This window comes from Deinococcus sp. (assembly GCF_018260555.1).
Lineage (GTDB): Bacteria > Deinococcota > Deinococci > Deinococcales > Deinococcaceae > Deinococcus.
The window spans coordinates 1-19,686 of sequence record NZ_JAGLBB010000004.1 but is presented as its reverse complement, the minus strand read 5'-3'; the positions used below and the strand labels follow the sequence as shown (position 1 = coordinate 19,686).

At 68.8% G+C, this 19,686-nt stretch carries 22 protein-coding genes; 14 read left to right on the top strand and 8 right to left on the bottom strand.

All coding sequences use genetic code 11. The features are described 5' to 3' along the window. Nucleotides 1-14 precede the first annotated feature (14 nt). The 4 genes from QZ271_RS01590 to QZ271_RS01575 all read left to right on the top strand — a co-directional run bounded on the left by QZ271_RS01590 (nt 15) and on the right by QZ271_RS01575 (nt 3,690). Nucleotides 15-1,196 (top strand): acetyl-CoA C-acetyltransferase, encoded by a 1,182-nt coding sequence (locus tag QZ271_RS01590; protein ID WP_291428344.1) that lies wholly within the window; start codon nt 15-17, stop codon nt 1,194-1,196. A 3-nt stretch (nt 1,197-1,199) separates the two neighbouring features. Beyond that, a complete protein-coding gene (locus QZ271_RS01585) occupies nt 1,200-1,514 on the top strand; it encodes a YciI family protein (RefSeq protein ID WP_291428342.1) in 315 nt (104 codons plus the stop codon). Between the two features lie 154 nt (nt 1,515-1,668). Next, nucleotides 1,669-2,505, top strand: a complete 837-nt coding sequence (locus tag QZ271_RS01580) for a 3-hydroxyacyl-CoA dehydrogenase family protein (RefSeq protein WP_291428340.1) — start codon at nt 1,669-1,671, stop codon at nt 2,503-2,505. A gap of 339 nt (nt 2,506-2,844) precedes the next feature. Then, nucleotides 2,845-3,690 (top strand): hypothetical protein, encoded by an 846-nt coding sequence (locus QZ271_RS01575; protein ID WP_291428338.1) that lies wholly within the window; start codon nt 2,845-2,847, stop codon nt 3,688-3,690. 99 nt (nt 3,691-3,789) lie between these two features. On the opposite strand, the gene QZ271_RS01570 is transcribed toward QZ271_RS01575, so the two are convergent. Beyond that, nucleotides 3,790-4,353 (bottom strand): peroxidase-related enzyme, encoded by a 564-nt coding sequence (locus QZ271_RS01570; RefSeq protein WP_291428336.1) that lies wholly within the window; start codon nt 4,351-4,353, stop codon nt 3,790-3,792. An 88-nt stretch (nt 4,354-4,441) separates the two neighbouring features. Here QZ271_RS01570 and QZ271_RS01565 point away from each other — a divergent pair, with 88 nt between their 5' ends. Next, a complete protein-coding gene (locus QZ271_RS01565) occupies nt 4,442-5,050 on the top strand; it encodes an MBL fold metallo-hydrolase (protein ID WP_291428334.1) in 609 nt (202 codons plus the stop codon). A 67-nt stretch (nt 5,051-5,117) separates the two neighbouring features. Here QZ271_RS01565 and QZ271_RS01560 read toward each other — a convergent pair whose 3' ends face one another. Next, complete coding sequence (locus tag QZ271_RS01560; RefSeq protein WP_291428332.1) at nt 5,118-6,287, bottom strand: BMP family ABC transporter substrate-binding protein; 1,170 nt, start codon at nt 6,285-6,287, stop codon at nt 5,118-5,120. A 305-nt stretch (nt 6,288-6,592) separates the two neighbouring features. Here QZ271_RS01560 and msrP point away from each other — a divergent pair, with 305 nt between their 5' ends. Both msrP and msrQ read left to right on the top strand, forming a co-directional pair. Next, nucleotides 6,593-7,612, top strand: a complete 1,020-nt coding sequence (gene msrP, locus QZ271_RS01555) for a protein-methionine-sulfoxide reductase catalytic subunit MsrP (protein ID WP_291428330.1) — start codon at nt 6,593-6,595, stop codon at nt 7,610-7,612. Nucleotides 7,613-7,695: 83 nt separating this feature from the next. Then, complete coding sequence (gene msrQ / locus QZ271_RS01550; RefSeq protein WP_291428448.1) at nt 7,696-8,280, top strand: protein-methionine-sulfoxide reductase heme-binding subunit MsrQ; 585 nt, start codon at nt 7,696-7,698, stop codon at nt 8,278-8,280. Nucleotides 8,281-8,328: 48 nt separating this feature from the next. On the opposite strand, the gene QZ271_RS01545 is transcribed toward msrQ, so the two are convergent. The 5 genes from QZ271_RS01545 to QZ271_RS01525 form a co-directional block, all read right to left on the bottom strand. Continuing rightward, on the bottom strand, nt 8,329-9,222 hold the full coding sequence (locus QZ271_RS01545; protein WP_291428329.1) for an ABC transporter permease: 894 nt from the start codon (nt 9,220-9,222) through the stop codon (nt 8,329-8,331). Between the two features lie 66 nt (nt 9,223-9,288). After that, nucleotides 9,289-10,344, bottom strand: a complete 1,056-nt coding sequence (locus QZ271_RS01540; RefSeq protein ID WP_291428327.1) for an ABC transporter permease — start codon at nt 10,342-10,344, stop codon at nt 9,289-9,291. Then, nucleotides 10,341-11,933 carry an ABC transporter ATP-binding protein gene (locus tag QZ271_RS01535; RefSeq protein ID WP_291428325.1) on the bottom strand — a complete coding sequence of 531 codons (1,593 nt, stop codon included), beginning with the start codon at nt 11,931-11,933 and terminating at the stop codon, nt 10,341-10,343. Before QZ271_RS01535 ends, QZ271_RS01540 begins: the two co-directional genes overlap by 4 nt. A gap of 145 nt (nt 11,934-12,078) precedes the next feature. Continuing rightward, the gene (locus QZ271_RS01530; RefSeq protein ID WP_291428323.1) at nt 12,079-12,918 is read right to left on the bottom strand and encodes a metallophosphoesterase; all 840 of its coding nucleotides are present in this window, start codon (nt 12,916-12,918) and stop codon (nt 12,079-12,081) included. 151 nt (nt 12,919-13,069) lie between these two features. Further along, nucleotides 13,070-13,855 carry a helix-turn-helix transcriptional regulator gene (locus QZ271_RS01525; RefSeq protein WP_291428320.1) on the bottom strand — a complete coding sequence of 262 codons (786 nt, stop codon included), beginning with the start codon at nt 13,853-13,855 and terminating at the stop codon, nt 13,070-13,072. 133 nt (nt 13,856-13,988) lie between these two features. On the opposite strand from QZ271_RS01525, the gene QZ271_RS01520 reads away from it, so the two are divergent. Then, complete coding sequence (locus QZ271_RS01520) at nt 13,989-15,365, top strand: dipeptidase (protein WP_291428318.1); 1,377 nt, start codon at nt 13,989-13,991, stop codon at nt 15,363-15,365. 133 nt (nt 15,366-15,498) lie between these two features. Next, complete coding sequence (locus QZ271_RS01515; RefSeq protein WP_291428316.1) at nt 15,499-16,074, top strand: phosphoribosylglycinamide formyltransferase; 576 nt, start codon at nt 15,499-15,501, stop codon at nt 16,072-16,074. A 228-nt stretch (nt 16,075-16,302) separates the two neighbouring features. Here the strand turns inward: QZ271_RS01515 and QZ271_RS01510 are convergent, their stop codons facing one another. Beyond that, nucleotides 16,303-16,581, bottom strand: a complete 279-nt coding sequence (locus QZ271_RS01510; protein WP_291428314.1) for a hypothetical protein — start codon at nt 16,579-16,581, stop codon at nt 16,303-16,305. 280 nt (nt 16,582-16,861) lie between these two features. On the opposite strand from QZ271_RS01510, the gene QZ271_RS01505 reads away from it, so the two are divergent. The 5 genes from QZ271_RS01505 to QZ271_RS01485 all read left to right on the top strand — a co-directional run bounded on the left by QZ271_RS01505 (nt 16,862) and on the right by QZ271_RS01485 (nt 19,648). Then, complete coding sequence (locus tag QZ271_RS01505) at nt 16,862-17,356, top strand: DUF4442 domain-containing protein (protein WP_291428312.1); 495 nt, start codon at nt 16,862-16,864, stop codon at nt 17,354-17,356. 223 nt (nt 17,357-17,579) lie between these two features. Continuing rightward, nucleotides 17,580-17,999: a methylmalonyl-CoA epimerase gene (mce, locus tag QZ271_RS01500; protein ID WP_291428309.1), complete on the top strand. Its 420-nt coding sequence runs from the start codon at nt 17,580-17,582 to the stop codon at nt 17,997-17,999. 47 nt (nt 18,000-18,046) lie between these two features. After that, nucleotides 18,047-18,394 (top strand): VanZ family protein, encoded by a 348-nt coding sequence (locus tag QZ271_RS01495; RefSeq protein WP_291428445.1) that lies wholly within the window; start codon nt 18,047-18,049, stop codon nt 18,392-18,394. Nucleotides 18,395-18,701: 307 nt separating this feature from the next. After that, complete coding sequence (locus tag QZ271_RS01490) at nt 18,702-19,196, top strand: hypothetical protein (RefSeq protein ID WP_291428307.1); 495 nt, start codon at nt 18,702-18,704, stop codon at nt 19,194-19,196. 35 nt (nt 19,197-19,231) lie between these two features. Further along, nucleotides 19,232-19,648 (top strand): hypothetical protein, encoded by a 417-nt coding sequence (locus tag QZ271_RS01485; RefSeq protein WP_291428305.1) that lies wholly within the window; start codon nt 19,232-19,234, stop codon nt 19,646-19,648. Nucleotides 19,649-19,686: the final 38 nt, after the last annotated feature.

The window sequence follows — 19,686 nt, the reverse complement described above, 5'->3', positions numbered from 1 at the left end:
GCTATGCTGCGCGCATGCAAAAAGCAGTGATCGTAGCGGCCAGCCGCACGCCTACCGGGAAGTTCCTGGGAAGCCTGGAAAGTGTCAGCGCCGTGGACCTGGGCGCCATCACCCTGCGCGAGACCCTGCGCCGCAGCGGCCTGGGATCAGAACCCATCGAGGAGGTCATCATGGGGCAGGTCGTGCAGGCCGGGAGCGGGCAGAACCCCGCCCGGCAGGCCGCCCTGAAAGCCGGACTCACGAACGAGGTCGGCGCGCTCACCATCAACAAGGTGTGCGGCAGCGGCCTGAAAGCCGTGATCCTGGCCGCGCAGAGCATCCGCGCCGGGGACCAGCACGCCGTGCTGGCGGGCGGCATGGAATCCATGAGTAACGCGCCGCACCTGCTGCCCGGCGCGCGCAAAGGCTACCGCCTGGGCCACGCGCAGGTCATCGACGCGAACACCCAGGACGGCCTGTGGTGCTCCATCAACGATGAGGGCATGGGCCTGACCGGCGAACGAGTCGCCGAGAAGTACGCCATCACCCGCGAGGAACAGGACGCCTACGCCACGCAGAGCCACCGCCGCGCTGTTGCCGCCCGGCAGGCGGGCCGCTTCACGGATGAGACCGTGCCCGTTACTGTCAGGGGCCGTAAGGGCGACACGATCATCGACACCGACGAGGGCCCCCGCGCCGACACCAGCGAGGAAACCCTGGGCCGCCTCAGACCCGCCTTCAAGCCGGGTGGCACCGTCACCGCCGGGAACGCCCCCGGCCTGAACGACGGCGCCGCCAGCCTCATGGTCGTCAGCGCCGACTTCGCCCAGGCGCACGGCCTGAGCCCCCTGGCGGAAATCATCGATTACGCCACGGGTGGCCTCGCGCCCGAATGGGTCATGATGACGCCCGTTCCCGCCACGCACAGACTCCTGGGCAAACTCGGCTGGCAGGTCGGTGATGTGGACCTGTGGGAACTCAACGAAGCCTTCAGCGTCCAGAGCCTCGCCGTCAGCCGCGAACTCGGCCTGGACCCCGCGCGTGTCAACGTGAACGGCGGCGCGGTCGCCCTGGGACACCCCATCGGCGCCTCGGGCGCGCGCATCCTGGTGACGCTCCTGCACGCCCTGAAGCAACAGGGCAAGGAAACTGGCGTCGCCACGCTGTGCATGGGCGGCGGCAACGGCCTTTCCCTGGCCGTCAAGCGGGTAGGCTAAAGCATGGCAACTCCGACCCTGTGGATCATCGAGAGCACCTACCTCAAACCCACCGACGAGATCGCCAGCGTCACGCCCGCCCACCGCCAGTGGCTTGACCAGCACTACAGAAGCGGCGTGTTCCTCACCAGCGGCCGCAAGGTCGACAACACGGGCGGCGTGCTCGTCGCGCAGGCCGACACGTTGCAGGAACTCCTGGACCTGTTCGCCCAGGACCCCTTCGTGCAGGCCGGATGCTCGCGCTACACGTACACCGCCTTCAACCCTGTCAAACGCGGCCGGGCCGTGCAGATCGAGGGCGTCCCGCTCGTCGAGTGAGTCTGGACGGACTGCCGTTTCAGGTCGGTGCCCTCACGGTGACCGTCCATCAGGGCCGGGTGCCCGGAGGGGCCCACCTGGGATCACCCAGCAGTTGGAAACCATTCTCGAACGTATTCCCGTCCGGGGCAGACCGGACTGAACAGGAGTCCCCATGAAATTCGGAGTGATCGGAGCTGGGCAGATGGGCGGCGGTATCGCGCAGGTCGCCGCGCAGAGTGGATTTACCGTGGTCGTGCAGGACATGAAGCAGGAATTCCTGGACCGGGGCCGCGCCGTGATCGAGAAGTCTGTCGCGAAACTGCACGAGAAGGGCCGCCTGACAGACACGCCGGACGTGGTGCTGGGCCGCATTGAGTTCACGACGGACCTGAACGCCTTCGCGGACTGCGATCTGGTCGTCGAAGCCATCGTGGAGAACGAGGCAGTCAAGGCCGACCTGTTCCGCCGACTGGGGCAGATCGTGAAACCGGAAGGAGTGCTGGCGAGCAACACCAGTTCCATTCCGATCACGGCCCTGGCGAGCGCGTCGGGCCGCCCGGAACGGTTCATCGGGATGCACTTCATGAACCCGGTGCCGCTGATGCAACTGGTCGAGGTGATTCGCGGCTACAGCACCAGCGACCAGACCGCGCAGTTCGTCACGCAGACCGCCGAGCGAATGGGGAAGACCCCGCTCGCCTGCAATGACTTTCCCGGTTTCGTCAGCAACCGTATCCTGATGCCCATGCTGAACGAGGCCATCCAGTGCGTCATGGAAGGCGTGGCGCAACCGGGGGCCATCGACGGCATCATGAAACTCGGCATGAACCACCCCATGGGACCGCTGACGCTGGCGGACTTCATTGGGCTGGACACCTGCCTCGCCATCATGGAGGTGCTGCACCAGGGTCTGGGCGACGACAAGTACCGCCCCAGCCCGCTGCTGCGCAAGATGGTGCAGGCCGGTCTGCTGGGCCGCAAGAGCGGACAGGGCTTCTATACGTACTGATACCGACCCCGATTGAATGGGCTGTAAAGACCGTTCAACCAGAGTGAAGCGAGTGGGAGCCCAAGCGGGTTCCGGACGTGGAGCTGGCAGGTCCGGTGATGTTCCGGAAATGTTAGTGAAACAGACGGAATCCGGATGATATTCCGGATTGGAATACGCCCTGACGATGTACTTTCTACGTACTGCCGACGTACTGAACTGAGCCGCCGGCCGGTAATGAAGGCCGCGCCATGTCAGGGTGTTAGGGTAATCACGTCACCTCCCGCGAACGCGCCCCCCCATCACCGCGCTCATCCGTTGTTCTCTACACCCCTATCCTCACGAAGCCCTGGAGTCCGCATGTTCAAACGCACCTGGTTGACCGTCACTGCCGCCGCCCTGTCCCTCACCGCCGTCACTCTCCCCAGCACCGCCAGCGCCGCCGATGTCACCCTGGGTCTGAACAGCAGCCTGGGCCTGGGCTGTCAGGTGGCGGGCGTCCGGGCGGGCATCCGCTCGGACCGCGTGGGCCTGTACGGTCAGGGGTCCTTCTGCTCCAGCAACATTGAGGGTGAGCCCGGCACGGCGTCCTTCGGTCTGGGGGTGTCGGTGGACCTGTTCCGCGCCGGGAACTTCACCACCTACGCCCTGGCCGGGATTGACACCATCCGTAACAACGTCGCGTTTCAGGGCGGACTGGGTGCACGGTACGGGCTGGCCCTGGTCCCGGTCGAAGCGTACGTGGAGGCGGGCGTTCAGCGGATCAACACTTCGCTCCAGGCCATCACCGGGCCCCGTTTCGCGCTGGGAGTCAATTACCGCGTGCATGTCGAGAATCTGCAGGGTAGCCTGCCGTCCGCCGGAGCTGGCAGTGGCGCCGACGCTCAGGACGCCGCGCCCGCCGCCTGCAATCTGACCCCGCAAGCGGACCGCGCCAACGCCAGCTCGGCGGCCGTCGGCGCTGCTAAAGACGCCATCTCCGCTGCGCTGGGTGCGTACTCGGCGGTGTACTCCAACGTGCGGTTCTCAGTCAGTGCCGGCGGGGCCAGTGTCAGTGGCAACAGCGCGCAGGTGTCCGGGAGCGTCACGCTGTCCGGCAAGCAGAACAGTAACGGTCAGCAGGTGAGCGGCACGTACAGCGGCACGGTCAACCTCGTGCGCGCCGGCTGCGGCTGGGCGGCCACCGGGTACACCCGCGACGAGTGATCTCAGCCCGCGCGCCCCTTGACCTCTCCGGTCAGGGGCGCCGATCATCAAGGGGCAACCAGTCGTTCAGGGGCGCCGGTCCTCGGCCAGTCGTCGCGGTCAGCGCCCCAGCTGGTGGTACTCGGCGTTGGGTACGAATCCCAGGGCGCTACTGACGCGGTTGGTCATGTTGAACATGCCGGTGACCTGGGTGGCTTCCAGGATTTCGTGGTCGTTCAGGCCTGCGTTCCGCAGGGGCGCGAGGTCGCATTCGGTCATGTCGGCGGGCGTGCGGGTGAGTTTCTCGGCGTAGGCGCACAGGGCGGCCTGCCGTGGGCTGAGGACGGCGTGCCGCCAGTTGACGGCGACCTTGTCGGCCCAGGCGGGGTCGCCGCTGTACTCACGCAGGGCCGCGCCGTGTGAGACGGCGCAGTATACGCAGCGGTTGATGGCGCTGACGATCACGGCGATCAGTTCGCGTTCCGTGTGGGTCAGGTGCCCGTCACGGTTGACGAGGGTATTGAAGTCGTTCCACCACGCCAGGAAGTGCTCGCCGTTCAGGGCCTGCGCGCGGAACACGTTCGGTGTGAAGCCCAGGTTCGCTTCGGCTTTCGCCCAGAGCTTCTGTACGCCTTCGTGCGCGGAGTGCTCGTCCGGCACGGCCAGCCAGGAGATTCGGTTCATGGTCCGCCCAGACTACGGCACGGGCACGCGCGGCGCGTGGCATCATCGGCGGATGCCCGGTTCCCGTGCTGAGTTGATCAGCGTTCCTATGTACGCCAACGTATTCCTGCTGACCACCCCGCAGGGACGGCTGCTGGTCGATACCGGCACGGTGGTGCACGCGCCGTATTTCCTGCGGTTGCTGCGGTCGTTCCGGCCGGACGCGCTGCTGATCACGCACGCGCACCCGGATCACTCGGGCAACGCGTTCCTGGCGGCGCGCGCGGGCCTGAGCGTGCTGGCGCACCCGCTGGAGCACCCGGCCCTGGTTGGGCAGGTGCATGACCTGCCGTACCCGGCGGGCCGTCCGGGCGTGGGGCGGCTGGTGTCCCGCGCGCACCCGAAAGTCCCGGCGCCTGCGTTGCGGGCCGCGCTGCCGGGTCAGGACGTGCTGGGGTGGGAGGTCGTGCACCTGCCGGGCCACACGGCCGGGCAGATCGGCCTGCGGCGCGGCGGCGTGTTGATCGCCGCGGACGCCGTGATGGGCAGCGCAGACGGTGCGCACCTGCCCCGCGCGGCGTACAACCACGACCACGCGCAGGCGGTCGCCACCCTGAACACCATGGCGGGCATGGACCTCCGTGAGATATGGCCCGGCCACGGCAGCGTCCTGACTGCCGCGCAGGTGCAGGCCCGCGCGGGAAGAGTGGACCGTTGAAAGTCGATGGTTGATGGAGAGGGCGCATTCCCTTCCGTCAACCATCGACTTTTGACCTTCTACGGGTTTACTTCTTGGGTTCGTCCGCGACCTGTCCGGTGACGCCCGGGGCGACCCAGGACATGCTGTTCAGGTCTGCGATACTGGCGACCTTCCCGGCGGGGACGCGCAGGATGCCGTTGCGGTCCTTGATGGGGCCAGTGAACGGGTCAAACCCGCCGCCTCTTTCCATGTTGGCTTTCAGGGTCATGACGCGGTCGTAGACGCTGACTTTCTTGCCGCCCACGGTGACGCTCTTGGCTTTCAGGGCGGGCACCCATTTGGGGTTGATGGCCATGCCGTCCTGCGCGCCGAGTTCCACGCTGCCGCCGCGCAGCAGGTTCCAGTAATCGACGTTCTGGAGGTTCTTGGTGGTGTACGTGCCGCTATGAACCTTGCTCAGGAAGTCGATGTAGATCTTGTCCCAGTGGACCAGCTGGCCGCTGACGACAAAATCGGGCGCGAACTTGTACATGGCGGTGTAGTGCGCGAACACCGGGACCTTGCGCGCCCCGGCGGTCTGCACGACGGTGGCGGTGTCCTCGGTGAAGGCCAGCGCACCGGCGCCTTCGCTGATCAGGCTTTCGGCGGCTTCGCGGGCCTTGTTCGGGTCGAACCACGCGTTGATCCACTTGACGCTCACGGTCGCCTTGGGGTTCACGGCGCGCGCGCCCAGGGCAAAGGCGCTGATGTGGCGCTTGAGTTCCGGGACGGGGAACGCCGCGACGTAGCCGAGCTTGTCGGTTTTGCTGACGGCGGCGGCCATCATGCCGTTGAGGTAGTACAGCTGGTAGAAGTCCGCCATGTAGGTGGCCATGTTCGGGGCGCGTTTGAAGCCGCTGGCGTGCGCGAAGATCACGTTCGGGTATTTCTTGGCGGCTTCCAGGGTCTGGTCCATGAAGCCGAAGGACGTGGTGAAGATCACCTGGCAGTTGTCTTTCACGAGGCGGTCGATGACGGACGTGGCCTGCCCTTCCGGCACGCTTTCCACGTACTTGGTTTCCAGCCACGGCAGGGCCTTCTCGCTGAGTTTGCGGGCCTGATCGTGCGCGTAGCTCCAGCCGATGTCGCCGACCGGGCCAACGTAGATGAAGCAGGCTTTCAGTTTGTCGGTCTGCTGGGCCTGCGCGGCGGGACTGACGGCGGTGCCGAGCAGGGCCAGGGTGGCGGGCAGAGCAGCAAGCATCGTTTTCTTCATGGGTGGACCTCCGGGCGGACAGGACAGACGCGCCGCCGCTGGTGTTCAGTGTGCCTTCATTGTGTCACGGGGAACAGGGCCAGGGCGCCCAGAATACTAGATTTCAGGCCCGGCACCCCCCGAGTACGCTGCATTCTGTCCGGCAAACAGCGCCCACCATGCTCCTGGCGCGGGAACGGCGGTCCACGTGTCCGCTCGAATCACGCCGCTGTGACCCTGTCACTGTGACCCTGGCACTGTAACCCTGCACCCGGCGCCCGAACCGATGACGTCCAGAATGCGTATACCTGAACAGGAGGGCCACCATGACCGACCCACGTACCCCCGAGGACCAGACCCAGCCGACCGACCCTCAGACTCCGGACGGGCAGCGCCGCATCCTGACGCCCGGCAGTGATCTGAACCCCCGCCGTGAATTCCTGCGCAGCGCCGCGATGTTCACCGGCACGGTCGCCGCGCTGGGAGGCGGTCTGGAGGTCCTGACCCGCCGCCCCGGCCTGAGCGGCGCCGAGGCCCAGGCGGCCGATCCTTTCAGCCGCGCCGACCGTCCCCCCGGGCCGTACGACACCACCGAGAAGGTCACGCCGTACCAGCAGGCCACCACGTACAACAACTTCTACGAGTTCGGCACCGACAAGAGCGACCCGGCCCGCCTCGCCGGGAGCCTCAAGACGCGCCCCTGGACCGTGCGTATCGACGGAGAGGTCCGCAAAGCGCAGACCATCGACATCGACACCCTGCAATCCTGGTTCCCGCTGGAAGACCGCATCTACCGCATGCGCTGCGTGGAAGGCTGGAGCATGGTCATGCCGTGGCTGGGCTTTCCGCTGGCCGCCCTGATCCGTCGCCTGGAACCCACGGGCAAGGCCAAATACGTGCAGTTCACGGCGCTGCTGGACACCAAGCAGTTCCCGGGCCAGAAACAGCAGGTGCTCAGGTGGCCGTACGTGGAGGGCCTGCGCCTGGACGAAGCCCTGCACCCGCTGTCGTTCATGGCGGTCGGGCTGCACGGCCGCACGCTGCCCGGCCAGAACGGCGCGCCCCTGCGCCTCGTCGTGCCGTGGAAGTACGGGTTCAAGAACATCAAGAGCGTCGTGCGGATCACCCTGACCGAGAAGCAGCCCCAGACCACCTGGGCGCTGGCCGCCCCGCAGGAATACGGCTTCTACGCGAACGTGAACCCGGCCGTCCCGCACCCCCGCTGGAGTCAGGCGACCGAGCGCCGCATCGGTGAGCTGGGCCGCCGCAAGACCCTCCCGTTCAACGGCTACGCCGACGAGGTCGCCGCGCTGTACAGGGGCATGGACCTGCGGAAGAACTTCTGACCGTGACCCGCCCCTCGCCCACCCCCGCCCGCCGCGCACCCGCCCGCCTGGGCTGGCTGGTCCCGGCCGTCACGGTCGGCGGCCTGCTTCCGGTCGCCGTTCTGGTCTCCGACGCCCTGAGCGGGGCGCTGGGAGCCAACCCCATCCAGCGCGCCACCTTGCAGACTGGCCTGCTGACCCTGGCGCTGCTGGTGCTGTCACTGGCCTGCACGCCCCTGCGCCTCCTGACCGGCTGGACGTGGCCCGCCCGCATCCGCAAGACCCTGGGCCTGCTGGGGTTCGGGTACGCGGCGCTGCACTTCCTGATCTACCTCCTTGACCATGGCCTGGACCTGACCCTGATCACCGAGGACGTTCTGAAACGCCCCTTTATCACGGCCGGATTCACGGCCCTGCTGCTGCTGGTCCCGCTGGCCCTGACGAGCACGCCGCGCGCCGTGAGGCGCCTGGGCTTTGCACGCTGGACGCGCCTGCACCAGCTGGCGTACGTGGCCGTCAGCCTGGGTGCGCTGCACTACTACTGGGGGGTGAAGAAGGACCACACGCCGCCCCTGATCTACGCCGCCGTGATCGCCGCGCTGTTCCTGATCCGCTTCCTGATACGCTTCCCGAAACGCGGCCATGATCGCAGCGGTACCCGGGGCGCAGGCCGCGCCGCGAAGTCCTGACGCCCCCGCCCGCGCTGGGTCCCTCCGGCCCACAACACAGGTTCCTGCCTAGCGCTCGCCCCGCACGTAGGCGCGGCCCAGTGCGGCGGGGGCGTTCCCGGCCTGACCACGCACGCCCGCCAGGGCCAGCACGACCAGCACCAGCACGAACGGCATGGCGCTGAACACCTCGGTGGGAACGGGACTGTTGCCCTGAAGCCGGAACTGCAGGTAGTACAGGAACCCGAAGAACAGCGCCCCGGCAATGGCACGCAGGGGCCGCCAGCCGACGAAAATGACGAGCGCCACGGCGATCCACCCCTGCCCGGCCGTCATGTTGTCCGCCCACGAGGACCGGTACGACAGGGACAGAAACGCCCCGGCCAGTCCGGCGAGGGCGCCTCCGCCCAGGACCGCCAGCACGCGGATCAATCCGACGTTCACGCCCAGCACGTCCGCCGCCGCCGGGTTCTCACCCACCGAGCGCAGCGCCAGGCCCGGGCGGGTGGCGCCCAGCCAGAAGGCCATCGCGCCGGCCAGCAGCAGGGCCGCCACCGTGAAGGGACTGATCGTGAAGCCGCCCAGGGACAGGTCGGCGACCTTGTTGAATAGGGGCAGGCCCTCGAAGCGCTTGCCCAGCAGCCCGGCGGCGCCCGTGCCGATCAGGGCGAGCGCCAGTCCACTCACGAACTGATTGGCGCGCAGGGTGATGGTCGCGGCGGCGTGTAGCAGGGCCAGGGCCGCGCCGGCCAGCATGGACGCGCCCACCGCCAACCACAGGTTCGCGTCCGGGCTGCTGGCGGCGACGGCAAAGGCGGCCAGGGCGCCCACCGCCATCAGGCCCTCGGCGCCCAGGTTCACGACCCCGGCGCGTTCGTTCAGGATGGCGCCGAGGCAGGCGAGCAGCAGCGGCGTTCCGACTGCCAGGGCGCGCATGAGCGCCTCGGTGAGTACGTTATCCATGAGAAACCTCGGGGTGCGCGGGGCGCGGGAGGCGGGGGGGCGCGCGGTGGGGGTACGGGGCGAGCGTCACTGGCGGCCCCACTGCACGCGGTGGCGGATGAAGACCTCACTGGCGATCAGGCACAGCAGGATCACGCCGCTGAAGACATCCACCACGCGGAAGGGGAGGTTCAGGTCGATTTTCAGGATGTCGCCGCCCGCCAGGATCACGCCCATCAGGGGCGCGGTGATCAGGCACAGCGCCGGGTTCCCGCGCGCCAGCCACGCGACGATCACGGCCGTGAATCCGTACCCGAGGCTGATCTGTCCCGCTTCGAGCAGGCGGTGGTGAATCCCGGCGACCTCGCCCGCACCGGCCAGTCCGGCCGCGCCGCCCGTGATCAAGGCAACCAGCAGGGTCACGCGGCCGCCGCTGAGGCCCGCGTACCGCGCCGCGCCCGGGTTCTCGCCCACCACGCGCAGCGCGTACCCGAACGTGGAGCGCGACAGCACCCACTGCAAGCCCAGCGCGGCGGCCACGCCCAGCAGCAGCGTGGGCCAGTGCACCTGCGACCCGCCCAGCGTGGGCAGGTTCGCGCTGACCGGGAAGGTGTCCGTGTAGATGTAGCCGCGCACGTCCCTGCCTTTCCACGGCCCGGCGATCAGGTACGTGACGAGCGCCACCGCGACGTAGTTCAGCATCAGCGTGGACAGGATCTCGTTCACGTTCACGCGCCGCAGCGCCGCCGCGATCAGCGCCCACAGGGCCCCGCCGACAAAGCCCGCCACAAACACGGCCACCGGCAGCACCGGTCCCGGCAGCGGCACGAACAGCGCCGTTCCGGCCGCGAACACCGCGCCGAGCAGCAGTTGCCCCTCCGCGCCGATATTGAAGAACTGCGCGCGCAGCGCCAGGGCCAGCCCCGCGCCGATCAGCAGCAGCGGAATGGTGCGCCGCCCCACCTCGCCCAGGCCGGTGGAGTCGCCCAGCGTGCCGCGCAGCATGGTGCCGTAGACCTCGGCCGGGGACTGCCCGGCCAGCGTGAAGATCACGGCGCAGATCAGCAGCGCCGCTGTCAGCGCCGCCAGCGTGACCAGCGCCGAGCGGACGGGCGACGGAGCGTTCAGGGGCACGAACCTCACGCGCCCACCCCCGCAGAGCCCTGCTCCGCGCCGGGCACGCTGTGCGGATGCGCGCCGCCCATCAGCAGGCCCAGCGACTCACGGGTCACCCCGGACACCGCGAACGGCCCGAGCAGCGAGCCGCCCACCATGACCGCCACCCGGTCCGACAGGCTCAGCAGTTCATCCAGGTCCTCGCTGACCAGCAGGACGCCCGCGCCCTCCTGCGTGCGCTCCAGCAGCACCCGGTGCACCTGATCGGTCGCGCCGACATCCAGGCCGTACGTGGGGTGAACCGCCAGGATCAGTTTCGGCTGCCCGGCCAGTTCGCGCGCCAGGATCAGCTTCTGGATGTTCCCGCCCGACAGCAGCCGCGTGGGCGTGTGAATGTCCGGCGTGGCGACCGCGTACGCCTCGACCTCGCGCCGGGCACGCTCGTCGGTGGCGCCCAGGTCCCGCGCCAGTCCGCGCGCCAGCGGCGGCCGCGCGAAATCCCGCAGCGCGAGGTTCTCCGCGACCGTCATGCTGGGCACCGTGCCGCTGTGAATGCGGTCCTCCGGGATGTGCGCCACGCCCGAGCGGAAGCGCCCGGCCGCGTCCCCGCTCAGAGGCTGACCGTCCAGCGTGACCGTGCCCGTCGCCGCGTGCAGACCTGCCAGAACCTCGACCAGTTCGCTCTGCCCGTTCCCGGCGATCCCGGCCACGCCGAGCACCTCGCCCCGGCGCAGCTCGAAGCTCACGCCGCGCAGGGCCGGCAAGCCGCGTGACCCCTGCGCGCTCAGGTGGCTGACGCTCAGGAGCGCGCCCGCCTCCGCGCCGGGGCCACCCGCGCGCTTGCGGGTAAAGTCCACGCTGCGCCCCACCATCAGCTGCGCGAGGCTCTCACGGGTCGCGCCCAGGGTGGGTACGCCACCCACGACCTTCCCGCGCCGCAGGACCGTCACGCGGTCCGCGACAGCCAGCACCTCGTCGAGCTTGTGAGAGATGAAGATCAAGCTGCGCCCATCGGCCTTCAGTTCCCGCATCACGTGGAACAGCCCAGCGGCCTCCTGCGGGGTCAGGACGCTCGTCGGTTCATCCAGAATCAGGACCCGCGCGCCGCCCAGCAGGGCCCGCACGATCTCCACGCGCTGCTTCTCGCCCGGCGACAGGTCAGACACGCGCGACTCCGGGTTCACTTCCAGCCCGTACCGCGCCGAGAGTTCCCGCACCCGGCCCGCCACGCGCCGCGCCGGGAACAACCCACCCGCGCCGCCCAGCGCCAGATTCTCGGCCACCGAGTGCCGCGAGACCAGCAGCGGATGCTGCGGCACCAGCCCTATCCCGAGCCGCAGCGCCTGCGCCGGACTGCCGATCCGGACCGCCCGCCCGTCCAGTTCCACCGTTCCGTCGTCCGGCTGGTACAGGCCGTACAGAATCGAGATCAGGGTACTTTTGCCCGCGCCGTTCTCGCCCAGCAGCGCCAGCACCTCGCCCGCGTGGACGGTCAGGTCCACCGCGTCGTTGGCGACCACGCCAGGAAAGCGTTTGGTGATGCCGCGCAGCCGCAGCGCAGGTGGCGCGCCCGCCGCAGCGGAGGGCGAACCGGAAAGATCAGAAGAATGTGTCACGCAGAAAAGTCCTTTGGAGTCGCGGCTGACCGCGCCTGCCCTGAAATGTATCCGCACAGACGAGGATAAAAGGCCGCCCCCACCCCCGCCCCTGCCCAGCCAGCAGGCCGCCGGAGCCCTGAGCGTAGGGTCTTCAGGGAAGCGCTCAGTAGAAATCGCCGCCGCTGGGGAAGGTCACGACTTCCGCGATTCCGTGGCGGTTCAGGCGGGCGATGAAGCCGGCGTCCTCGCGGTACGCCATGCCGCTGTCCATCGCCACGCACAGCCGCCCCGCGTACGGAATGGGCGCGCCGGCCCCCACGGTCGGGCTGTGCAGGTGCTCGTCGAGCAGCACGTAGACCGGCGTGTGCCCGTGCGCGACGCGCTGCCCGCCGAAGGTGCTCAGCATCTGCCGGGCCTTCTCGTCCCCGGCGCCCATCACGAACGCGAACCGGTCCGTGAAGGCGTTCAGGAACACGCCCCACTCGTCCGGGTCAGGGCTGGCCATCAGCTCCAGCACGGCCGTGTTCACACTCTCGACGCTGCTGCCCAGTTTCAGGTACATCAGGCTATCGGCGTGCACCAGCAGCCAGTCGTGCGAGACCGCCATGGCGGGCCGTTCGGACAGCCACGCCAGGTCGCTGGGTTCCAGCAGGTCCGCGTCCCGCCTCTGGCCGCCGTTCTCCAGCCAGTACTCCCGGTACCCGTAGCGGTCCTGCGGGTCGCTGTGCCGGAACATCAGCGCCGCCAGGAACATCACCTCGTGGTTGCCGAGCAGCGCCGTCACCTGCCCACCCACCTCCTGCGCCTGCACCTCGAGGCTGCGCACCAGCCGGATCACGCCCACACCGTTCGGGCCCCGGTCCACGTAATCGCCCAGGAACACCACGTGCGCGTCCCCGGCCGTCCAGCTCCCGTCGAAGTCGATCAGACCGGCGCGCAGCAGGATGGCGCGCAGCTTGTCGTACGCGCCGTGAATGTCCCCGATCACCCACAGCGGTCTCACGCGCGCGCCTCCCGCAGGGAGCAGGCGGCGCCGGTCGGGTGGACTCCGGCCCCGGAGAGAAGACGCTGTTCAGGAAGGCCGCACACGCCCCGGAGTGTAGCGTCCCCGTAGCGACCTGCGCGGCGGCCCTGCGGCGGCCCCTTGCCCCCCGTCACGTGTGGTCAGTACCCGCGCCGTCAGTACCCGTCCCGTCAGTACCCGTCCCGTCAGTGCCCGCCCCGTCAGTGCCCGCGCCGTCAGTGCCCGCGCCGTCGCCTTCGGGCAGGGTGCGCCACCTGGTCATGCGTTCCGTGATGTCGTCCTGAATGCGCCGCACGTTGCTTTCCAGCCCGGCACGCGTGGAATCCAGCTGGTGGCGCAGCCGCATGATCTCCTCGACCCCGGCGAGGTTCACGCCGAGCTCCTGCGTCAGGCGGCGGATCTCGCGCAGGTGCTCGATGTCGCGTTCGCTGTACAGGCGGGTCTTACCGCTGCTGCGACCCGGGCGGATCAACTGTTTACGCTCGTACAGGCGCAGCGTCTGGGGGTGCATGTCCACCAGTTCCGCCGCGATGCTGATCACGTACACCGGCCGGTCACGCGCGTCCACCTTGCCGTCCGCGCCCGGCAATTCACGCGGCTGCGCCTGCGCCCGTAACTCGTGCTCGATCCGTTCGATCTCCGCCTCGAACTCCCCCTGAATGTCGTCCAGTTCATGCTGAAGGCGCATGACCTCCTCGACCCCGGCGAGGTTCACGCCGAGTTCCTGCGTCAGGCGGCGAATCTCGCGCAGGTGCTCGATGTCCCGTTCGCTGTACAGGCGGGTCTTGCCGCTGCTGCGACCGGGGCGGATCAGGCCCTTGCGTTCATACAGCCGCAGCGTCTGGGGGTGCATATCCACCAGTTCCGCCGCCACGGAAATGACGTACACGGGCCGATGTCTGGAGTCAGAGGGCATAACGTCCGTTGAGTATACCCGCGTCACTGTTTCTGCAACCCGAAGGGAAGGCAGTGGCGTGTGGGCAGTGGAATGCTCGCCCCCCACCCTTTCACCTTCACCGGAATCCGTATCAGCCCGTATCATCCCCGGTATGACCCAGACTCCGGACCTGAGTGCCGCCCTGAACCGTGAGCAGGCGAACGAGGAACTGTTCGCGCTGCTGCGCCTCCCCTCGGTCAGCGCCGACCCGACCCGCACAGGCGACATGGCCGCCACCGCCGAGTTCCTGCGCGCCAAACTGGGTGGCCTGGGGTTCACGGCCCGCACCGAAGCGACCGCCGGGCACCCCATCGTGTACGCCGAGCGCCTGAACGCCCCTGGCAAACCCACCGTGCTGATCTACGGGCACTACGACGTGCAGCCCGAGGCGCCCCTGGAAGAGTGGGTCACGCCGCCCTTCGAGCCCACCATCCGCGACGGGCGCATCTACGCGCGCGGCAGCACCGACGACAAGGGGCAGTCCTACGCGCACGTCATGGGCGTGGAACTGCTGCTCTCGCAGGGCGAACTGCCCGTGAACGTGAAATTCCTGCTCGAAGGCGAGGAGGAGATCGGCAGTCCGAACCTTGAACCGTACGTGCGTGACCACGCCGACGAGCTGAAGGCCGACGTGATCGTCATCAGCGACGGGAGCCGCTTCGGGCCTGAGATTCCCTCCATCACGTACGGCCTGCGCGGAATCAGTTACGTTGAAATTCACGTGCAGGGAGCCAGCCGTGACCTGCACAGCGGCAGCTACGGCGGCGCCGCGCCCAACCCCATCAACGCGCTCGCACAGATCATCACGCGCCTCAAGGACGACCAGGGCCGTGTGACCATTCCAGGCTTCTACGACGGCATCGATGAACTGACCGACGCCGAACGCCAGATGTGGGCCGACCTGCCCCACAGCGACGCAGCGTTCGCCGCCAGCATCGGCGTGTCCGCCCTGCCCGGCGAGGCCGGGTACACCACCCTGGAGCGCCTGTGGGGCCGCCCCACCCTCGACGTGAACGGCATCTGGGGCGGCTACCAGGGCGAGGGCAGCAAGACCGTCATCGCCGCCAAGGCCGGGGCCAAGGTCAGCATGCGCCTCGTGCCCGGCCAGGACCCCGAGCGCGTCACGCGCCTGATCACCGAATACGTTCCCACCCTCGCGCCCGAAGGCACCACCGCCACCGTCCACCCGCTCCACGGCGGCCGCCCCTTCAAGTTCGACCTGAACAGCCCCTACAACCACGCCGCGAACCGCGCCCTGCACCGCGTGTACGGCCGCGACGCCGTGTTTACCCGCGCTGGCGGCGGCATTCCCATCGTCGCCGCGTTCAACGACCTGCTGCGCGCCCCCGTCCTGTTCGTGGACATGGGCCTGAACGAGGACGCCCTCCACAGCCCCAACGAGAGTTTCGCCGTGAACGACTACCACAACGGCATCCTGACCAGCGCGTACCTGTTACAGGAACTCGGCGCGCCCAACACCGGCGAATGAGACGGATTTCGTTTGTTTCGCTGACAAGCCGGAACGTCACCGGAGTGTCAACGGTGCGCCCGGAACCCGCCCTGCCCCCACCCGCATCTGCGTGGGTCGCAGGGGGTCTGCCCGCCACTCTCCCGGAGCCCGAATGAAACTCGGTTTTCTCGCCTCGCACGGGGGCAGCGCGGCGCGCCATCTGGTGGGCGCCTGCCGCGTGGGTCAACTGAACGCCACGCCCGTCGCACTCGTCAGCAACAACAGCCGCTCCCCGGCGCTGGCCTGGGCACGCGAGGAGGGCCTGACAGCCGCGCACCTCAGCAGCGCCAAATACCCCGACCCGGACGCCCTGGACGCCGCCATTCTGGACGTGCTGGTCGGTGCGGGCGCGGACACCCTGATTCTCAGCGGCTACATGCGCGAGATCGGGCCGCGCGTCCTGGCGCACTTCGCGGGCCGCCTCCTGAACATCCACCCCAGCCTCCTGCCCCGCCACGGCGGACGCGGCATGTACGGCGACCGCGTCCACGAAGCTGTCCTGGCCAGCGGCGACACCGAGAGCGGCGCGACCGTCCACCTCGTCACCGCCGGCATCGACGAGGGACCCGTGCTGGCGCAGGCCCGCGTGCCCGTCCTGCCCGGCGACGACCTCGCCAGCCTCAAGGCCCGCGTGCAGGCCACCGAGGGTGAGCTGATGCTGCGGGCTGTCCGAAGTTTAGGCGGGTAATACGGATTCCGCTAAATTACGCCACAGTCGAAAAAGCGCCGCCTGCGGCTCCATACCGCGGAATCCGTACGTTGTTCCCACTCGCGTCCGCTCGGATTGATTCAGAATTACACCGAATCAATCGGAATTCATATAACACAGGGGAAGCGGGGTGAAACGGAAAATCTTCGATCCCAGCGGCTGGGCGCGTGTCACCCGCCACGACCAGACCGTCCTGCACGTTCCCGGTCAGGTGATCGCGGATTTCGTCTCTACACCGACCTGCACGGCGGCGAGGGCTGGCACGAGAGCGGCTTCCCCTGGCATGACGACATGTACCTGGACGTAATCGGTCATCCCGCCGAACACGACCTCTGGGTAATCGACGCGACCACCATCATCGGTGGCGACGACCGCGCCGACGCCGTCATATAGAGCCTCGTCACACCCGCTCAGGCCCACGCCGCGTGGACGCACGCCCGGAGGGTCGAAACGCACCTTCGCGCGGGCACCTACCCACCTCTGCATGTTCTGAAACGCTACCTGGAAGACCCCTACACCTGACCATGAATCCGTGACCGCCGCGCCCGCCTCGACTGCGGAACGCGGCGGCTCGTTGCTGCCCTGCGCCGCGTGCCTGAATGTTTTTATCAACCTTTCAAACGGAGTCGGTACGATGCGCATCTGCTTCTGCATGCGGTCCGGGCGTTCGTGCTGGGTGGTGCGGGGTCGGGGTGATGCGCTGCCGGCTCTCCGCTTATACTTGAACTCAGTTCAAATTCTGTGTTCGACCCCGGAGGTTTCACCCATGACTCAAGCTGCCACCCTGCCCGCTTCCGCTGCCCAAGCCGTCAAGAAAGTCCTGCATGACATTCCCATGAACGCCACGGTGGGGGTGCAGATCACGGATGTGGGCGTCGGCTGGGCGACGGGAGAGGCGCCGGATACCGCGCCGTTCCGTAATCACCTGGGCACCATTCACGCGGGCGTGCAGTTCCTGCTGGCCGAGGCCGTGAGTGGCGCGGCGTTCGCGGGGGCGTTCGCGGCGCAACTGGCGGGCGCCGTGCCCCTGATCGAGAAACTCGAAACGCACTACGTGAACCGCGCCGTGGGCGACCTGACCGCGCGGGCACAGGCGGCGGACGCGGCGGGGATCGCGGCGGCCCACGCGGAATTCGCGGCGCAGGGAAAGGCCCGCCTGACCCTGAACGTGACCGTGCAGGACGGCGAGGGCAAGGACGTGATGCGCGCCGTGGCGCACTGGTACCTGCGCGCCCGCCCCCAGCCGAAGGAACGGGGGTAATACGGATTCCGATTGATCTGGCGCAGTTCCGAATCAATCCGGGCGGATGCGAGGAGGACCAGCAGATGGGTTTCGCGGTCTGGAGCCGCAGTCCGTATAAGAGGCCAGGGGGGAGTCGGAAGGAGGGGAAGTAGGGGAAGTGGGTCGGCTGCTGCCGGTGCGCAGCAACCACCGGCCCCCGCTGCGCTTCCCGCCGCCCGCTCGCTTGCTTTACCCTGCGTGCATGACTGTGTTACTGCTGGATCATGTGGCGATTGCCACGCCGGACCTGGAGGCGGGTTCCGCGCCGTACGTGGCCCTGGGCCTGCACCCGGAGGGGCCGGATGAGGAAGTCGCGTCGCAGGGCGTGCGGGTGCGCGCCTTTCAGGTGGGCGAGACCCTGATCGAACTGCTTACCCCCACCCGCGACGATAGCCCGATTGCCGCTTTCCTGGCAAAGAAGGGAGCGGGGCTGCACCACACGGCGTACCGCGTGGCTGACCTGGACGCCGAGATGACCCGCCTGCGGGCCGACGGCGCCCGCTTCCTGAACGAGGCGCCCACGCCGGGCCGTGCAGGGTCGCGCGTGGCGTTCCTGCACCCCAAGTGGGGCGCGGGCACCCTGATCGAGCTGGTCGAGCACCCGGCGGGTGGGCACGGTTGAGGGTCGCTCGCCCCAGGCCGGTGTGGTGGCTGCCGGCGCTGCTGATCATGGGAGTCATCTGGTCCCTGAGCAGCGCGCCGCAGACGCCGGGGCCGTCGCTGGAGCACCCGGTAGACTGGGCCGCACACTTCCTGGCTTATCTGGCGCTGGCGTTCACGCTGGCCCGCGCAACCGGGCGGCGGGGCGCGGCCTTGGTGATCGCCGCGTGGTTCGGCGCGCTGGATGAGATTCATCAGGCGTTCGTGCCGCCGCGCGAGGCGGGCGTGCAGGACTGGCTGTTCGACGTGGCGGGCGCGTGGCTGGGTTCGTCACTGGCGCTGCGCCGCGCCCGCTCTGCCCGCCCCGCCGCCCGCGCAGACGGTCCTCCGGAGCGCGCAGCGGGTCACGCGACCTGAATGCCGTGGGGCTGGTGGCCCGGCGGCCGTGACGGCACTGATCGCTGTCACGTTGCTATGCTGACCTGTCAGGGCCGCCGCGCAGCACCCGCAGCTGCACGCCGCCCTTCAGGACATCCTGAACGCCTACCAGGCCGTCCGGGTACGCCCCGCACCCCACCCCGGATACCCTGACCCGCCTGCGCCGCGCCGTGCGGAACGTCCGCCGCTGATATTCACTCCAGGCCTGAGATTGCTGGATTGGTTTCTTCCGGTATGGTGCCCTGCCCGACAGCGGTGGCGCTGGCCTCTGCACTAGCATGGGGGAGTGAACGTGATCAAAACTGCTCTCTCACTCATTGCGGGCCTCTCGGCTGCGCTGATCGCCTACAGCGCCTTTTTCGTGCGGGGCGATCTGGGGGGCGTCATGGCGTACCTGCGGGCGCGTGGGGCGCTGCGCCGCTTGCGTGAAAGTGGCACGCCCGAGCAGGTCGCGCAGGGGAAGGCGCAGTTGCAGGCACTCGGGCAGCAGGTGGGCGACCCGGCGCTGGCCGCGCAACTGATTCCGCTGGCCCTGACGGTGGGGCTGCTGGTGGGCGGGCTGGTGTGGTGGGCCTTCTCGCGCCGACAGTCAGGCGCGCCCCGCACGGACATTCAGGAACGCATGGTGTTCCGCCTGGCGCACCGCATGGGCGGCCGGTTCACGCTGGATGACCTGCGCGCCGCCAGTCCCCTGACCGACGAGCAGGCGCGCGCCGTCACGGCCCGCCTGCTGGACCTGGGCCGCCTGACCCGCGACGGCGACGCCTTTCGCCTGCGCTGAGTGACGGGCGCTCACCTGCCCCGAGGAACCACCCGATGACCGACACGCCCGACACCCTCGCGGACCTGCTGCGCCGCGCCAACCACGATCCCGATACTGGCCTGCGGACCGCGCTGGACAGTGTGCAGGGCCAACCTCACCCGCGCGTGGCGGCCATCGCCGCGCACCTGAGCGCCGCCAAGCGCGACCTGTGGACGCGCGTCGCCGCTGCCACCGGCACGCCCGGCCCCCCCGACGACGCGGGCCTGACCCGCCTGAGCGACTGGGAGGTGGGCGCCGCGCAGGCCCTCCCCGCTCACACGCTGAATGTCACCGTCCCCACCGCTGACCCCGACGCGGCGGGCGGAGAGCCGCCCATGTCCGTCGCCGCCCTGATCCGCCTGAACGCGGCCCTGACCGGCAGCCGCGCCGCGCAGGTCCGCCGGCTGGCGCAGCAGCCCCGTCTCGCCTGACATGCCCGCTGACCGGCCCTTCCTGACGGACCCCACGC

Excerpts from the sequence above, each read along its gene's own strand:
- QZ271_RS01590 (WP_291428344.1), top strand. The coding sequence starts at position 15 with ATGCAAAAAGCAGTGATCGTAGCGGCCAGCCGCACGCCTACCGGGAAG.
- QZ271_RS01585 (WP_291428342.1), top strand. The coding sequence starts at position 1,200 with ATGGCAACTCCGACCCTGTGGATCATCGAGAGCACCTACCTCAAACCC.
- QZ271_RS01580 (WP_291428340.1), top strand. The coding sequence starts at position 1,669 with ATGAAATTCGGAGTGATCGGAGCTGGGCAGATGGGCGGCGGTATCGCG.
- QZ271_RS01575 (WP_291428338.1), top strand. The coding sequence starts at position 2,845 with ATGTTCAAACGCACCTGGTTGACCGTCACTGCCGCCGCCCTGTCCCTC.
- QZ271_RS01570 (WP_291428336.1), bottom strand. The coding sequence starts at position 4,353 with ATGAACCGAATCTCCTGGCTGGCCGTGCCGGACGAGCACTCCGCGCAC.
- QZ271_RS01565 (WP_291428334.1), top strand. The coding sequence starts at position 4,442 with ATGTACGCCAACGTATTCCTGCTGACCACCCCGCAGGGACGGCTGCTG.
- QZ271_RS01560 (WP_291428332.1), bottom strand. The coding sequence starts at position 6,287 with ATGAAGAAAACGATGCTTGCTGCTCTGCCCGCCACCCTGGCCCTGCTC.
- msrP (WP_291428330.1), top strand. The coding sequence starts at position 6,593 with ATGACCGACCCACGTACCCCCGAGGACCAGACCCAGCCGACCGACCCT.
- QZ271_RS01545 (WP_291428329.1), bottom strand. The coding sequence starts at position 9,222 with ATGGATAACGTACTCACCGAGGCGCTCATGCGCGCCCTGGCAGTCGGA.
- QZ271_RS01525 (WP_291428320.1), bottom strand. The coding sequence starts at position 13,855 with ATGCCCTCTGACTCCAGACATCGGCCCGTGTACGTCATTTCCGTGGCG.
- QZ271_RS01520 (WP_291428318.1), top strand. The coding sequence starts at position 13,989 with ATGACCCAGACTCCGGACCTGAGTGCCGCCCTGAACCGTGAGCAGGCG.
- QZ271_RS01515 (WP_291428316.1), top strand. The coding sequence starts at position 15,499 with ATGAAACTCGGTTTTCTCGCCTCGCACGGGGGCAGCGCGGCGCGCCAT.
- QZ271_RS01510 (WP_291428314.1), bottom strand. The coding sequence starts at position 16,581 with ATGCAGAGGTGGGTAGGTGCCCGCGCGAAGGTGCGTTTCGACCCTCCG.
- QZ271_RS01505 (WP_291428312.1), top strand. The coding sequence starts at position 16,862 with ATGACTCAAGCTGCCACCCTGCCCGCTTCCGCTGCCCAAGCCGTCAAG.
- mce (WP_291428309.1), top strand. The coding sequence starts at position 17,580 with ATGACTGTGTTACTGCTGGATCATGTGGCGATTGCCACGCCGGACCTG.
- QZ271_RS01495 (WP_291428445.1), top strand. The coding sequence starts at position 18,047 with ATGGGAGTCATCTGGTCCCTGAGCAGCGCGCCGCAGACGCCGGGGCCG.
- QZ271_RS01485 (WP_291428305.1), top strand. The coding sequence starts at position 19,232 with ATGACCGACACGCCCGACACCCTCGCGGACCTGCTGCGCCGCGCCAAC.